Below are 13867 nucleotides of genomic sequence, written 5' to 3' on the forward strand. Positions count from 1 at the left end.
CGCTAGCATCGCCCGCTATGGACAAGGCTGAAGTCAGTGGACGCGAGTACGCACTTCTTCCGATTTTCTCCGTGACGAGCAAGGGCGCGACCGCGCGGGCGATCGCGCTTCCCGGCAGGGCGATGCTGGTTCTCAAAGGCTCTCGGGCTGTCGCCCACAACGCAGAGGGTTTCGGCAAAGGCAAGCCTTACTACGGCCTGCGGGCGGGCCTCATCAGCAAGAAGCATCTGGCCGAGGACGGCGACCCCGACTCACTGATCGCCACCCGCGATCTCCTGTTCGGGTCCCCCACCGCCGCCCTCACGGTCATGTTCGGCGGTGGGGGTTCAGGACCCGCCCACTGGAAGACCTCCGACGGACGGACCTACAAGGAGGTCATCGGAGACTGAGGCTTCTTCCTCGCATTTCTGGAGGGTGTGCCGATCGGGAGTGACGTCGATCGTGAACCAGACGGCGTGTCCCGCGCTGCCGGGAATCCGGCGGAAGCCCCAGTCGCCGTCCGAGAGGGCGTCGATGATACGCAGGCCGCGCCCCTCCTCCGCTTCGAAGTCGGGGATGCCGAGCCTCGGCCTTCCGCCCTTGCCTCCCTGGTCATAGACCTCGATATAGATGGCGAACGGGCCGGTCAGGGTGAAACTCACGCGGACCGCGTCGCTGGTCGTGTGCTGGACGACGTTCGTCACCGCCTCGCCGAGCGCCTGGCCCGCGTCATCGAGCACGGGGTGGAAACTGCCGATCTGCTTGGAAAGCCACCTGCGGGCCAGGCCGGGACTCTGATCGGCGGATGGTTCGTCGCGTCCGCCGATCGGCAGCCGTGTGAAGCCGGAGGCGTTCATGTGAAGTGCTCCTTGATCTGCCAGGTGCCGCCATCTGGGCGATGACTCCCGAAGTCGCCACAGCCCTGGGTGCAGGATTTGACCTCTTCGATCGCTTTCGCGGGAAGCGGTGATCACGTCCTCGGGCCGGCCGAGGCACGCAGAGCCCGCGCGATCGTCTGCGCCACTCCGTCGACTTCATGGACCGGACCGATCCGCTTCCCCTCAACGGCCCAGGTGAACGACCAGCCCAGAGTGACGTCGAAGTCACAGCCGATCTCAGCCCGACGTGCGACATGGCCGACGTTGACCACGAACAGCACCGGACAGCCCTGGCGAGTCACCAGCCCCGACCTCAACCCCTGGTGCCGTTCACCGATCACCTGATCGAGGACTTCCAGAAAGGTCCGACGCTGGTTGGACGGCAGGCGCCGAGCCGTAATTCGCTCGCCCTGCGGCCTGTCAAAACCCATGACAAGCAAATTAGATGGGAGCCGACCAGCTGTCATTGGCACTCCCTTCCCACAACCACGGGAAGTGCCACCAGCCGCTATTAGATCAGCACTCCAGACGAATGAAATCAGCCATATCACGCATCTCGGATGTCAGAGTTCTGCGCTTCGTCACGATCTTTCCGAGTACGTCTCGTGCCATCCTCTGATTGACGATCCACTCGGGACTGACAGCCCTGATCTCCTGGAGAATCTCGAAGGCATCGGTATAGCGCTTCAACTGCGTGCTCGCCTTGGCCACGTCCAGGCGATGACGGTTCCGGCTCGACGCGCGGGCGCGGAAGCCCGCTTTCGGGATGCGCCCGGAGAGCACGAGCACCTTGTCCGGCCTGTCCTCGACCATGTAGTTCTCGACGCGCCTGGTCGCCACGGCGACGGGGCCGAACGTCCGGAGCGGATCAGATGGCGGAGCCCATTCACTCCGCAAGGCGACGGCGGCGGCCTGAGCGAGCCTCAGCGCGTCCTCCGCCTCGCCGGGCTCGTTGTTCCGGGAAGCGGCCGTGGAGACACGGAGCATCAGGCCGCCCCAAGCGGCCAGCTCTTCAGGAGTCGCACGAGAAAGGCGCGGCTCGATCTCGTCGGCCTCGCCGACGGCCAAGCTGAGCGTCCCCGCCAGGTCGCCGCATCTCATCAGCAACCAGCAGCGACTGTTGACGATCGCAGCCCGTTCAAGCCGCCCCGGCGCTTCGTCCTGCGCACGCCTCAGAGCGATCTCCGCAGCGTCGAACTGACGCGTCGAGATCATCAGCAGCGCGGCGAGGTGAAGGATGCGCGAGCGGACGCGGCGTCCGGCGCTCCCCAATGCGTCGGCGTCCCTCAGCAGCGTGGGCAACAGCGTCCCGAGCTCCCGGTACCTGTTGTCGGTGAAAAGGGGTTCGGCCGTCTCAACAACACCAAGCAGACCGTGCGCCGTCGGCGTCTCATCGGATTGAACAATGCTTCTCTGTAGGAGAGCGTCGCGGACGGGCGTCCAGTCATGAGCCGTGCCCTCCGCCGCGTCGGGCCGGACGATCAGATCCGAGGTCGAGACACCGAGAGCCTTCGCCAGCCTGCGCAGCGTCTCAAGCCGCGTGTCCTCACGCTCTCCCTGCTCGAGCTTCCGGATCAAGGAAAGTGAGACACCGGAATGCGCAGCAAGATCCTTCTGAGTGAACCCCCGCCGTTTGCGCACGGCCTGGAGGCGTTCCGCGAGGTTCGGCGCGCTCATACGCCCATCGTAGGTATGAAGAACCCGGCTTCTGAGACCCAACAGCGGAAACCTTGACTCTCGCGCTCGCCAGCGGGCTCATGATTCCGATGAGCTCTGCCGCAAATGCGCCCTTCCTGACCGCGTCCATCACGCTGGACCCGTTGAAGAGAACACGAAACTGGCGCAAATTCGGTGGCGCAAGTCCCGGCTCACACGGGGCGGCCAGGACACATGTCGTCGGGACGGTCCAGCCAGACGTGGTCGCCGGTTGGTGTCACGGTCAGGCCGAAGCGGTCTCGGCCTGGGCTGTGGTGGGCTACCCAGTCGAAGTAGGCGGACGTCGCGAGGTCCCAGAGTGCACGGTCGCCTGACTGCTCGACCTCGTAGGAGTCGCGGCCGGGTCCGTAGTGTGCGGTGGCCCATGCGTCCGGACTCCACAGGCGCAGGATGTAGCCGTCCCCGTCGCGCTCGCCTCTGGCGCGGACACCGGGAAGGGCCGCGCCCATCGCCAGGTCCGCGCCCGCCGGGGCGTAGCCGATCGTCCGTGGGTCGATGTCGGTCGTCGAACGCCTGCCCGGACGGGCGGACGCGTCCCAAACCGGGTGACGCTGCGCCCGCATCATCATGTACGAGGCGTAGCCGGTGAAGCGGCCCACCGCCGTCCCGTCCGGCATCACCACAAGGCGCACCTCGTGCGTCGAGCCGAAGCCCGGATCGTAGGGCGTCACGATCACCCCGCCAGGACGAGTCTGCTCGACCCACGCGTAGGGGACGCGCGCGACCGCGCAGGTGGCGTGCACCCGGTCGTACAGCGCCCCCTCCGTCCAGCCCTGGGCGCCGTCCCCGACGACCAGGTGTGGCGACCAACCCGTCTGTTTGAGGTTGGCGGCGGCCGAAGTCGATACCTGAGGGTCGACCTCCACGGACGTGATGTTCTCCGAGCCGACCATGTGCGACAGAAGCGCGGCCGTCCATCCAGTGCCGGTCCCTACGTCCAGGACGCGGTGTCCGGGCTCCACGTCCAGCAGCTCCAGGAGTGACACAACGGTGCTCGGCGCGGACAACGACGAAGTGAACATGCCCTCACCTGCGGCGATGTCGGTCACGCCGTCATCAAGCTGCGTGATGATCGCGTCGTCGCCGTAGGCCAGATCGAGCCAGGCTTCGGGATCGGCCTGCTCGCTCACCGGGTCGCCTTCGCCCGTCCAAGCCGACGAGGGCGCGAACATGTGTCGTGGGACCTCGCGGAGTGCCACCCTGACGGGGTCCTGTGTCGACCATCCGGCGGTGGTCAGCCGCTCGACCAGCGCTTCGACGCGCTGTGTGACGCCGTCCATTCGTCGGTCACCTCGCTCGCTCCGCATCGTCATCGGTCTGCGGTGGGATCGGCTGCTTCCTATGCCTCATCGTGCTGCAATTCCTCGCGCAGCGTGACTCAACGCCACGCTGCGCGGGGTTCGACGTAGCCCGGTGTGGTTCTGGGGGTCTGGGGGCGGAGCCCCCGGCTTGGGGTTTGGGGCGGGAGCCCCAAGGGGGCTGCCCGAGCGGAGCGAGGACCTTTTCGAGGGGGTCAGTTGGAGTTGGTGGGGGTGGGGCACAGGGCGTTCTCGAGGAGTTTGCTCTCGGCGGCGACGATGCGGAGGACGTGGTCAGGGGACTCGGCGATCGCGCCGGTCATGGAGACGGTGACGCTGCGGCGGCCGTCGGCGGTGACGCCGGTGTTGGTGATCCAGCCGGAGTCGCCGCCCTCGTGGCCCCAGTAGACGCCGCCGCAGGGCAGGGGGTGGGAGAAGAGGCCCAGTCCGTCCTTGGCGCCCGGCATGAGCGGCTCGAACGCCTTGCTGATGCCGACGGTCCGCTTCATCTGCGCGAGCTGCGCCGGGGGCAGGAGCCGTCCGGCGAGGAGGGCGCCGAAGAACCGGTTGAGGTCGGCGGTGGTGGAGACGAGTCCGGCCTCGCCGTTGATGCCCTGGCCGACCTGCTCGGTGGCGTCCACGAGGGGTTCGCCGGGCTTGAAGCGCTGGTAGGTCTTGGCGTGGGGCTCGGGCAGCTTGGGCGAGGTCCCCGGCCAGAAGGTGTGCTCGAGGCCGAGCGGCCGGACGATCCGGTCCCGCACCTCCTCGTGCCACGCGTGTCCCGTGACCCGCTGGACGATCATGCCGAGCAGGACGTATCCGGTGTTCGAGTAGCCCCAGTTCTTGCCGGGCCTGAAGTCCGGGTGGTGCTTCATCGCCCGGGCGACGGTCTGCTCGGGGGTGTAGACGTCGTTGCGGTGCTCGGAGAAGTCGTCCTCCGACGTGTAGTCGACGTAGTCGTCGTGGAGGCCGCCGGTGTGCTGGAGGAGCTGGCGGACGCTGATCTTCCGGCCGTTGTTGCCCTTCCCCGACACCACGCCGGGCAGCCACCGCTCGACCTTGTCGTCCAGGGAGAGCTTCCCCTCGCCGACGAGCTGCAGGACGACGGTGGCGACGAAGGTCTTGGTCTGGCTCGCGATCCGGAGGTAGCCGTCCGGGGAGACCGGGCCCCGGGTCTTCACGTCGGCGACGCCGCTGGTGGCGATCACGTTCCGTCCGTCGGGGGTGACCAGGCGGGCCTGGACCCCCGTCACGCCGAGCGCGGTGATCGCGTCCGCGTCACGCCGGAGCCGGGCCTGCTCGTCCCGCGTGGCGCTCGCACCCGACACGTGGGCGGCCTTCGTGTCCGAGGCGCGCGTGGCGTTCGTGTCCGACATGCAGCCGGCGGTGAGCGCCCCGGACACGAGGACGGCCAGGGCGGCCGCGTTGCGGCGGGCGGAGCGGCCACGCCGCTGAGGTGAGTTCGTCATGGCACAGAAGCCTGGCCGGGCGGACGCCGCGGATCGATACAGCTCACCGGCCGGACGAAGGGGTAGTGGGCTGTAGTGCCGGGCATGGTCGGCATGGCCCACACTTGTGCAGGTGAAACACCTCATGACCGGTCGATTCCCGGCGATGCGGCGTGGTCTGGGCTACCTGCTGGGGAGCCTGGTCACCGCCGCGGCCTCACTGCTCGCGCTGCCCGTCCTCGTCGTCCCGGGGGCGACCCGCTCCTGGGCGTCCTGGCATCGCCGCCGCGCCGATCGGCTCCTGGCCTCCGCGCCGTCCGAGCCCCAGGCGTCCCCGCCGCGCGTCGGTGCGGGACGGCTGCTGGGATGGCTGTTCGCGTGGATCGTGACGAGCCTGGCGTTCGGGATCGTCGCGGTGGTGTGCGCGGGCAACGCGGTGGCGACGGCCGTCACGGTGCCCCTGTGGTGGGCGCTGCCCGACGGGACGCGCGCGGGCGGCTTCGGTGCGGGCGTCCCCCTGACCGGGTGGGGCACCGCGCTGACCTTGGGAGTCGGGCAGTTCGCCGTCTTCGCCGCGCTGACCTTCGGGCTCGTCCCTCCCCTGGCCCGCCTGCACGCCCGGATCAGTGCCGCGCTGCTGTCCCCGTCCGCCACGGAGGAGCTGGCGCAGCGCGTGGAGACCCTGACCGAGACGCGCGTCGGCGCCCTGAACGCGCACGGCGCGGAGCTCCGCCGGATCGAACGCGACCTGCACGACGGCACGCAGGCGCGCCTGGTCGCCATCGCGATGCGGCTGGGCACGGCGCGCGAGTCGCTGGACGAGGACCCTCAGACCGTCGCCCGGCTCCTGCGGGAGGCGCACGAGACCACGGAGGAGGCCATGACGGAGCTGCGCGAGGTGATCCGGACGATCTACCCGCCGATCCTCTCCGACCGCGGGCTCTCCGGGGCGCTGGCCGCCCTGGCGACCCAGTCGCCGATCCCCACGACGCTCGACCTCGGCGCCCCCGGTAGCGGCGACCCTGACATCGGCGCCCCTGGCATCGGCGCGCTCGGCACGGTCCCCGCCGCGGTCGAGGCCGTCGCGTACTTCACCATCGCCGAGGCGCTCACCAACGCCGCCAAGCACAGCCGGGCCGCCCGGTGCGCCGTCCGCCTCACGCGCGCGGGCGACCGGCTGACGATCGAGGTCACCGACGACGGGATCGGCGGCGCGGACGAGACGCTGGGCACCGGCATCACCGGGATCCGGCACCGCGTCCTGGCGCTCGACGGAACCGTCCACGTCCACAGCCCCGCGGGCGGCCCGACGACGATCACGGTGGTGCTGCCATGCGGGTCGTGATCGCCGAGGACAACGTCCTGCTGTCCAGCGGGCTGGAACTCCTGCTGACGTCCAAGGGCTTCGAGGTCGCCGCGATCGCGCAGGACGCCCCGGGCTTCCTCGCCGCGGTCGCCGAGCACCGGCCGGACATCACCATCGTGGACGTGCGGCTCCCGCCGGACTTCCGCGACGAGGGGATCCACGCCGCCCTCCAGGCCCGCCGCGAGCGGCCGGGCCTGCCCGTCCTCGTCCTCTCCCAGTACGTGGAGCAGCAGTACGCGCGCGAGCTGATCTCCGACAAGCGCGGCGCCGTCGGCTACCTGCTCAAGGACCGGGTCAGCCGCGTGAGCGAGTTCGTCGACGCCCTGCGCCACGTCGCGGCCGGGGGCACCGTCATGGACCCGGAGGTGATCGCGCAGCTCCTCACCCGGCACCCCCTCGACCCGATCGGCGACCTCACCCGGCGCGAACGCCAGGTGCTGGGCCTGATGGCCGAGGGCAGGGACAACGCCACCATCGCGGCCCGCCTCGTCATCACCGAGAACGCCGTCCACAAGCACATCGGCAACATCTTCGCCAAGCTCGGCCTCTCCCCGGACGACAGCGGGCACCGCCGCGTCCTCGCCGTCCTCACCTACCTCAGCCGCCACTGACCGCCTGAGGGCGGGCTAGTACCAGCCGGTGGCCTGCCAGTGGCCCCAGGCGGTGCAGGGGGCGCTGTAGCGGCCCCGGACGTACCGGAGGCCCCAGCGGATCTGGGTCCGGGCGTTGGACTCCCAGTGCGGGCCCGCGGCGGCCATCTTCACGCCGGGGAGCGCCTGGGGGATGCCGTGCGCGCCGGACGCGCTGTGGGCGCGTTCGTTCCAGCGGCTCTCGTGCGCCCAGAGTTGCTCCAGGCAGCGGAACTGGCGGGCCGAGCGCCAGCCGAAGCGGTTCATCAGCCCGCGCGCCATGGACTTGTTGCGGTTCACGCGACGCGTCCGGCGGTCGCGGCGGTCACGGCGCTCCACCGCGAGCCGGACCGGGCCCGGCGGCGACGCCGAGGCGCGGCGGTGCGAACCGGCGGCGCCGGTGACGCGTTCGGCGGCGGCGAGGGTCGTCCGCACCGGGGCGGCCAGCAGAGGCGTGGCGACCAGGGCCGTCGCGACACCCACGGCGGCCAGCCGGACGGCGGCACGGACACGCCCTCCGGCACGACGCGTCCGGTCATGGACTCCGCCTCCCGCAGGACACGTCCGATCGCGAGCGGGTTCGGTGGTTCGGTGAGTGGACACGGGTCGTAGCGTGCTCCGGTCGCGCGGCGGCGCGCGGGGAGATTCCGGAGCCGCGCACCGGGCTTTTGCCGACCCATGGGCGCGCGCTTCCCGTCCGGACGGACAAAAGGGACGGACCGGAGTCCGTCCCCTCACGTCCGCGCGCGGACATCAGTCTCGTCCAGCGCAGATCCCTACAGATCGGACGTCACAAACGACCATCGCCGAGCACAACGTCCGATCCGGGCGAAGCGGTCAGTACCAACCGCGCGAGCCGGAGTGCCCGAGGGCGCGGCACGGGGTGCCGTAACGGCCCTTGATGTACCGCAGACCCCACCTGATCTGGGTCTCCGGGTTGGTCCGCCAGTCCTTGCCGGCGCTGCGCATCTTGCTTCCGGGGAGCGCCTGCGGGATGCCGTACGCGCCGGACGGGCGCCCGGCCTTCTGATTCCAGTGGCTTTCCCGATTCCAGAGCCGCACCAGGCACGTGTACTGCCGGGCGGACCAGCCGCGCTTGGCCACCATGCGCTTGGCGATCGCGCGGTTGCGCTGGGCCCGGGTGAGCCGCTGCGCCGTCACCTTCGCGGTCACAGCGGACGCGGCGCGGGTCGGGGCGGAAGCCTGGGCCGGGACGGCCTCGGCGACGACCCCGAAGGTCAGGGACGCGGCGAGGACGATCGTGGCGGAGCGTCGGAGGGGCTTGACGGACAATGCAGACCTTCCTGTCATGCCGAACGAACCGGTCGGTCCGGCGAAGGGCCACCTCGGACGGGCGCGGAACCGTCCGGGAAGGACGGAACGACCGGGCACCAGGGGGCGTCGGGGGGACGCGATGGCCATGCGGACGGAACCGTCCCCTGGGAGGGGACGGGCCGCACGTGCTGCCGAGGTGAGAGACCGATCCTCGGAAAGGGGGACCGGCCTGAGGGCGCGGAGCTTGCGCGCCCGGGGACGCCTCCCCTCCGTAACGGGGAGGGCGTCCTCACGCGGACGGCCGAGCCGAAGGGGGGCCGTCCGAAATCTGTGGAGTTAGAACCGGCCGGAACACGGGCCGGGAATGCCGGTCAGAGAGGCCGGCCCTCGGAGCGGACGGCCGGCGCGCGCTGCGGGCCGGCCGTCCGTCCGGATGTCAGTACCAGCCGGTGGACTGGCTGTGCGCCCAGGCGCCGCAGGGCGTGCCGTAGCGGTTCTTGATGTAGCCGAGCCCCCACTTGATCTGGGTGCCGGCGTTGTTCTGCCAGTCGGGACCGGCGCTCGCCATCTTGGAGCCGGGCAGGGCCTGCGGGATGCCGTAGGCACCGGAGGGGTTGGCGGCGTGGGTGTTCCAGCCGCTCTCCCGGTTCCAGAGCTTGACCAGGCAGCCGAACTGCCCCGAGCCGGAGAACCCGTAGCCCCCCATCATCCCCTTGGCGATCTGCTGCGCCGCGCCGGCGGGCACCGGGTCGCCGCTCGGTCCGCCACCGCCGCCGCTGCCGCCCTTGTCGTTCCCCGAGGGGTCGGCGGTCTTGGTCGGCGTCGGGACGGGCTTGCCCTTCGGCATGAGCTTGGCGGGGTCGCCGTCGTCGCGGGCGGCGCGGGACGCGCGGTCGACCGCGAGCTTCTTGCGCTGCGCCTCGACCTTCGCGGGGTCGGCCGCCGGCATCGCGGCGTTCGTCCCGCCGGACGCGACGGACGGGTTGTCCGAGCTCGCGCCCTTGCTCTTGGACGATCCGGAGTCGGACCCGCCGAGCGCGAAGGCGGCGGCACCGCCGCCGAGCACCACGACCGCGCCCGCCGCCGCGATGGCGACCTTCAGGCCGGTGCGTCCGGACGAGCCGGAGCGGGACGAGGAGGAACGGGAGGAACCAGACATGGAGGCGGGACGACGACCTGCGGCCCTGCGGCCCTGCCGAGGACGGCGCGCACCCTGGGGGGCGGGCTCGTCGCTCGAGATGACCTCGGTGGCTCCGGGGAACGCGGCTCCGGCGAAGGAGGACTCGACCGGCGGAAGCCGGCCGGTGTCCCCCGCGCCGCCGGGACGCGCGGCCGAGCCCGCGACCCGGACGTCGTCCTCAGGGTTCTCGGCGGTCTCCGGCGCCATGCCGAAAGCCGCCCCCGGCGCCATGCCGTGGGCACCCTCCGGCGCCATGCCGTGGGCCGCCTCCGGCGTCATGCCGAAGGCCGCGGGCGCCGCGAAGGGCTCGGAGCCGACCGGCCCGGACTCGGGGGCGCCGCCGGGCGACGCGAAGCCGTCCTGCCCGGGGAGGCCGGAGCTGTGTCGATCGTCTCGCCAAGAGGAGCCGTGACGGTCTCCGGACAAGGCGGTCCTTCCGACGGTCGCCCGCGCATGGACGCGCGGACGAGGCTGTCACCCCTGGGCCGCCGCGGGGCCGCCACCGGCGGCCGCCCGGGCCCGGAACGGCGGTGGACGGGGCGCTTCAGGGGATCGCCCGCGGTCCGCACACCATTCGGGAGTGCTTACGGGGACACACAATGCCCGACCTGATCGGGTAGTTCGCAACCAAATCGAGATTGATGGTCTTTCTGGGACGGTTGTCAACTCGTCACCAGAATGACCCGATGCGCCGCCAGACCTGGGATTCCTTACGATCACCTTAGGTTCTGTGATGTTCGTCACAGTTATACGGAACGCCGTTTGCTGATCACTATATGTAGAACATATGCAGACGCCCCGGCGGCGTCGAAACCGCCGGGGCGTCCACGGAACGTCGCCTCCCGGTCACCCTCCGCCCGGGTCAGTGCCCCGGGGCGCCCGGGTCACCGGAGGCCTCAGGCTCCCCCCACGTCGCCGAGCAGGTCCGTCACCAGCGCCGCGATCGGCGACCGCTCGGACCGCGTCAGCGTCACGTGCGCGAACAGCGGATGGCCTTTCAACCGTTCCACAACGGCCGCGACGCCGTCATGGCGTCCGACCCTGAGGTTGTCCCGCTGCGCGACGTCGTGCGTGAGGACGACCCGCGAGCCCGACCCGATCCGCGACAGGACGGTCAGCAGCACGCCCCGCTCCAGCGACTGCGCCTCGTCCACGATGACGAACGCGTCGTGCAGCGACCGGCCGCGGATGTGCGTGAGCGGCAGGACCTCCAGCATCCCCCGGTCGAGCACCTCCTCGATGACCTCGGGCGTCGTGACCGCCGAGAGGGTGTCGTAGACGGCCTGCGCCCACGGCGACATCTTGTCGTTCTCGGTGCCCGGCAGGTAGCCGAGCTCCTGCCCGCCGACCGCGTACAGCGGGCGGAACACCACGACCTTGCGGTGCGCCCGCCGCTCCAGGACGGCCTCCAGCCCCGCGCACAGCGCGAGCGCCGACTTGCCCGTCCCCGCCCGTCCGCCCAGCGAGACGATGCCGACCGACTCGTCCATGAGCAGGTCCAGCGCGATGCGCTGCTCGGCGGACCGGCCGCGCAGCCCGAACACCTCCCGGTCGCCCCGGACGAGCCGCACCGACTTGTCCTGTGCGGTGCGCGCCAGCGCCGAGCCGCGCTCCGACAGCAGCCGCAGGCCCGTGTGGCAGGGCAGGTCGCGGGCGTCCTCCAGGTCGCTGTGCCCGCCCTCGTACAGCTCCTCCACGATCGCGGCCGGGACCTCGATCTCGCGCATCCCGGTCCAGCCGGACTCCACGACGGCGAGCTCGGCGCGGTACTCCTCGGCCGCCAGGCCGACCGCCGACGCCTTCACCCGCATCGGCAGGTCCTTGGAGACCAGCACCACCTCGCGGCCCTCGTGCGCCAGCCAGCTCGCGACCGACAGGATCCGGGTGTCGTTGTCGCCGAGCCGGAACCCGTCCGGCAGCACCGACGGGTCGGAGTGGTTCAGCTCGACCCGCAGCGTGCCGCCGAGGTCGCCGATGGGCAGCGCCTCGTCCAGCCGTCCGTGGGTGAGCCTCAGGTCGTCCAGGGTGCGCAGGGCCTGGCGGGCGAAGTAGCCGAGCTCGGGATGGTGCCGTTTGGCCTCGAGCTCGGAGATGACGACGATCGGAAGGACGACCTCGTGCTCGGCGAACCGGGTCATCGCCCCCGGGTCGGCGAGCAGGACGCTGGTGTCGAGGACGTAGGTGCGCCGGCCGGGCGGGCCGCCGAGGGGCCCGTCGAGGCTCTCGGCGAGGACCGCTCCGAGGGTGCCGTCCGGGGCACCGCCGGTCGCACCGTCCGCGGCTCCGGACGGGGTGCCGTCCGCGGCTCCGGACCGGCCGCGGACGCGGCGGGCCGGGGCCTCGCTGACGTGGCTGCCGGACGGCCCGGCGGGCTCGCCGGACGCGGGACGGCGCGGGAGGGTTGTGGCCACTCGATCTCCCTGATCGTGGGGGATGAACTCGTGGCGCGGCGGTCCGCCCCCTGGGCATGACGAATCCGGCCACACCGAGACGGCGTGGCCGGGGACGAGCCCGGGGCGGTGATCGCGGGAGTGGGGCGGCGACCGTCAGGAACCGTAGCGCCGGTGCCGCGCGGCATAGGAGCGCAGGGCCCGCAGGTAGTCCACCTTGCGGAAGTCCGGCCAGTGGACCTCGCAGAAGTAGAACTCCGAGTGCGCGCTCTGCCACAGCATGAAACCGGAGAGCCGCTGCTCACCCGAGGTGCGGATGACCAGGTCGGGATCCGGTTGGCCGCGCGTGTAGAGATGCTCGGCGATGTGCTCCACGTCGAGGATCTCTGCGAGCTCCTCGATGCTGGTGCCCTTACCCGCCTGCTCGAGGAGCAGTGAGCGCACCGCATCAGCGATCTCACGTCTACCTCCATACCCAACCGCGACGTTCACAATCAGGCCGGGACGGTCAGATGTCTCTTCACCGGCCTTCTTGAGGACCAACGCGGTCTTGTCGGGCAGGAGGTCGAGCGCGCCGACCGGCTTGACGTGCCATCCCTCGGCGGCCAGGCCCTCGACGGTGTTCTCGATGATGCGCAGCAGCGGCTCCAGCTCGCCCGCCGGGCGCGACAGGTTGTCGGTGGACAGCAGCCACAGCGTGACCACCTCCACCCCGGCCTCGGTGGACCAGTGCAGGAGGTCGGAGATCTTGTCGGCGCCGCGCTGGTGGCCGCGGTTCACGTCGTCCATCCCCATCGCGCGGGCCCAGCGGCGGTTGCCGTCCAGGATCACGCCGACGTGCCGCGGGACGACCTCGTTCGGGATGTACCGCTCCACGCGCCGCGCGTACAGCCGGTAGACGAAGTCCCGGAACGCCACGTAGGGGGCGCTGTGCCGGATCGCCCCGATCAGGCCGTCCTCGGCCGGGGCACGACGCGGACGGTGCCGCCGGATGGCCCGGTTCGTCCCGGTCCTCCGCTCGTCCGCCATGTGTGGGCACCCCCTCGCGCGACCGTTTCTTGACGGAAACGACGCTCAATTATGGCCCACGGTTCGCCCCAGACGATCGGCCTCGGCGAGGAGATCCGCCAGGAATTCGGCGAGTTGTCCCGCTGTGAGGACGGCCCGGACGCCCCGTCCACCCGCGCCCCACGCCTCCACGACCGCCCTGCGGGCGAGCCGCCACCGGCCGTCCGGCGACCGGTGCGGGCCGACCCACGCCGCTGACGTGCGCACACTGCACCGCAGCTCGCCCGTGCCGACGAGATCGCCGCGGTCCCGGTACCGGAAGGCGAACAGTTCGGGCTCGCAGCCCGTGCCCGGACCGGAGATCCAGCGCTCGTCCGCTGGGTCGGGGAACCGGTCGTCCGGATCGGGCCAGGCCAGGGCCTGCGGGGAGTCGTCCGCCCGCGCGACGGCCAGCCGCCCCGCCAGGTCGCCGAGGAAGTAGCCGCAGCGCTCTCCGACGCGTCCGAACAGATCGCCGTCGCGCCGCAGCTCCAGCGTGACCTCGTAGGCGAGACCGCGCCGGTCCCGCGCCGCGACCGGCACGACCGCGAGCGCCGACCCGTCCAGGCAGCGGAGTCCTCCCACAAAGATCACCCTAGGCAGGGGTTTCTCAAACCTCCCACCACCCGCTCGCGAAGATCGGGCAAATCCCGGTCGGCCT

Annotated in this window: 14 protein-coding genes; 3 read left to right on the forward strand and 11 right to left on the reverse strand. The window is 71.1% G+C overall.

Annotated elements, in window-relative coordinates; translation table 11 throughout:
• The first annotated feature begins 17 nt into the window (after positions 1-17).
• Complete coding sequence (locus EBO15_RS12700; RefSeq protein WP_122194561.1) at positions 18-389, forward strand: DUF4357 domain-containing protein; 372 nt, start codon at positions 18-20, stop codon at positions 387-389.
• Here the strand turns inward: EBO15_RS12700 and EBO15_RS12705 are convergent.
• From EBO15_RS12705 to EBO15_RS12725, 5 genes are all read right to left on the reverse strand, one after another.
• A complete protein-coding gene (locus tag EBO15_RS12705; RefSeq protein ID WP_122194562.1) occupies positions 327-836 on the reverse strand; it encodes an ATP-binding protein in 510 nt (169 codons plus the stop codon). The two genes, EBO15_RS12700 and EBO15_RS12705, sit on opposite strands and share 63 nt — an antisense overlap.
• A 113-nt stretch (positions 837-949) precedes the next feature.
• Entirely contained in the window at positions 950-1288 is a 339-nt protein-coding gene (locus tag EBO15_RS12710) for a hypothetical protein (RefSeq protein WP_122194563.1), read from the reverse strand.
• A gap of 85 nt (positions 1289-1373) precedes the next feature.
• On the reverse strand, positions 1374-2534 hold the full coding sequence (locus EBO15_RS12715; protein ID WP_122194564.1) for a helix-turn-helix domain-containing protein: 1161 nt from the start codon (positions 2532-2534) through the stop codon (positions 1374-1376).
• A gap of 191 nt (positions 2535-2725) precedes the next feature.
• Positions 2726-3853, reverse strand: coding sequence for a methyltransferase domain-containing protein (locus tag EBO15_RS12720; RefSeq protein WP_122194565.1), 1128 nt, complete (start codon positions 3851-3853; stop codon positions 2726-2728).
• Between the two features lie 233 nt (positions 3854-4086).
• A complete protein-coding gene (locus EBO15_RS12725; RefSeq protein ID WP_199744500.1) occupies positions 4087-5340 on the reverse strand; it encodes a serine hydrolase domain-containing protein in 1254 nt (417 codons plus the stop codon).
• A gap of 124 nt (positions 5341-5464) precedes the next feature.
• Between EBO15_RS12725 and EBO15_RS12730 the strand changes: the two genes are divergently transcribed.
• Both EBO15_RS12730 and EBO15_RS12735 read left to right on the forward strand, forming a co-directional pair.
• Positions 5465-6664 (forward strand): sensor histidine kinase, encoded by a 1200-nt coding sequence (locus EBO15_RS12730; RefSeq protein WP_122194566.1) that lies wholly within the window; start codon positions 5465-5467, stop codon positions 6662-6664.
• Positions 6652-7296 (forward strand): response regulator, encoded by a 645-nt coding sequence (locus tag EBO15_RS12735; RefSeq protein WP_122194567.1) that lies wholly within the window; start codon positions 6652-6654, stop codon positions 7294-7296. Before EBO15_RS12730 ends, EBO15_RS12735 begins: the two co-directional genes overlap by 13 nt.
• A gap of 15 nt (positions 7297-7311) precedes the next feature.
• Here EBO15_RS12735 and EBO15_RS12740 read toward each other — a convergent pair whose 3' ends face one another.
• From EBO15_RS12740 to EBO15_RS12765, 6 genes are all read right to left on the reverse strand, one after another.
• Entirely contained in the window at positions 7312-7797 is a 486-nt protein-coding gene (locus tag EBO15_RS12740) for an aggregation-promoting factor C-terminal-like domain-containing protein (protein WP_122194568.1), read from the reverse strand.
• Between the two features lie 354 nt (positions 7798-8151).
• On the reverse strand, positions 8152-8607 hold the full coding sequence (locus EBO15_RS47045) for an aggregation-promoting factor C-terminal-like domain-containing protein (RefSeq protein WP_325051902.1): 456 nt from the start codon (positions 8605-8607) through the stop codon (positions 8152-8154).
• Between the two features lie 418 nt (positions 8608-9025).
• Complete coding sequence (locus EBO15_RS45960; RefSeq protein ID WP_233616141.1) at positions 9026-10195, reverse strand: aggregation-promoting factor C-terminal-like domain-containing protein; 1170 nt, start codon at positions 10193-10195, stop codon at positions 9026-9028.
• A gap of 470 nt (positions 10196-10665) precedes the next feature.
• Positions 10666-12180, reverse strand: a complete 1515-nt coding sequence (locus EBO15_RS12755) for a PhoH family protein (RefSeq protein WP_267898402.1) — start codon at positions 12178-12180, stop codon at positions 10666-10668.
• 135 nt (positions 12181-12315) lie between these two features.
• Positions 12316-13077, reverse strand: a complete 762-nt coding sequence (locus EBO15_RS12760) for an isoprenyl transferase (RefSeq protein ID WP_122194621.1) — start codon at positions 13075-13077, stop codon at positions 12316-12318.
• 156 nt (positions 13078-13233) lie between these two features.
• Positions 13234-13791 carry a hypothetical protein gene (locus EBO15_RS12765; protein WP_122194570.1) on the reverse strand — a complete coding sequence of 186 codons (558 nt, stop codon included), beginning with the start codon at positions 13789-13791 and terminating at the stop codon, positions 13234-13236.
• Positions 13792-13867: the final 76 nt, after the last annotated feature.

The organism is Actinomadura harenae, from assembly GCF_003696215.1.
GTDB lineage: Bacteria > Actinomycetota > Actinomycetes > Streptosporangiales > Streptosporangiaceae > Spirillospora > Spirillospora harenae.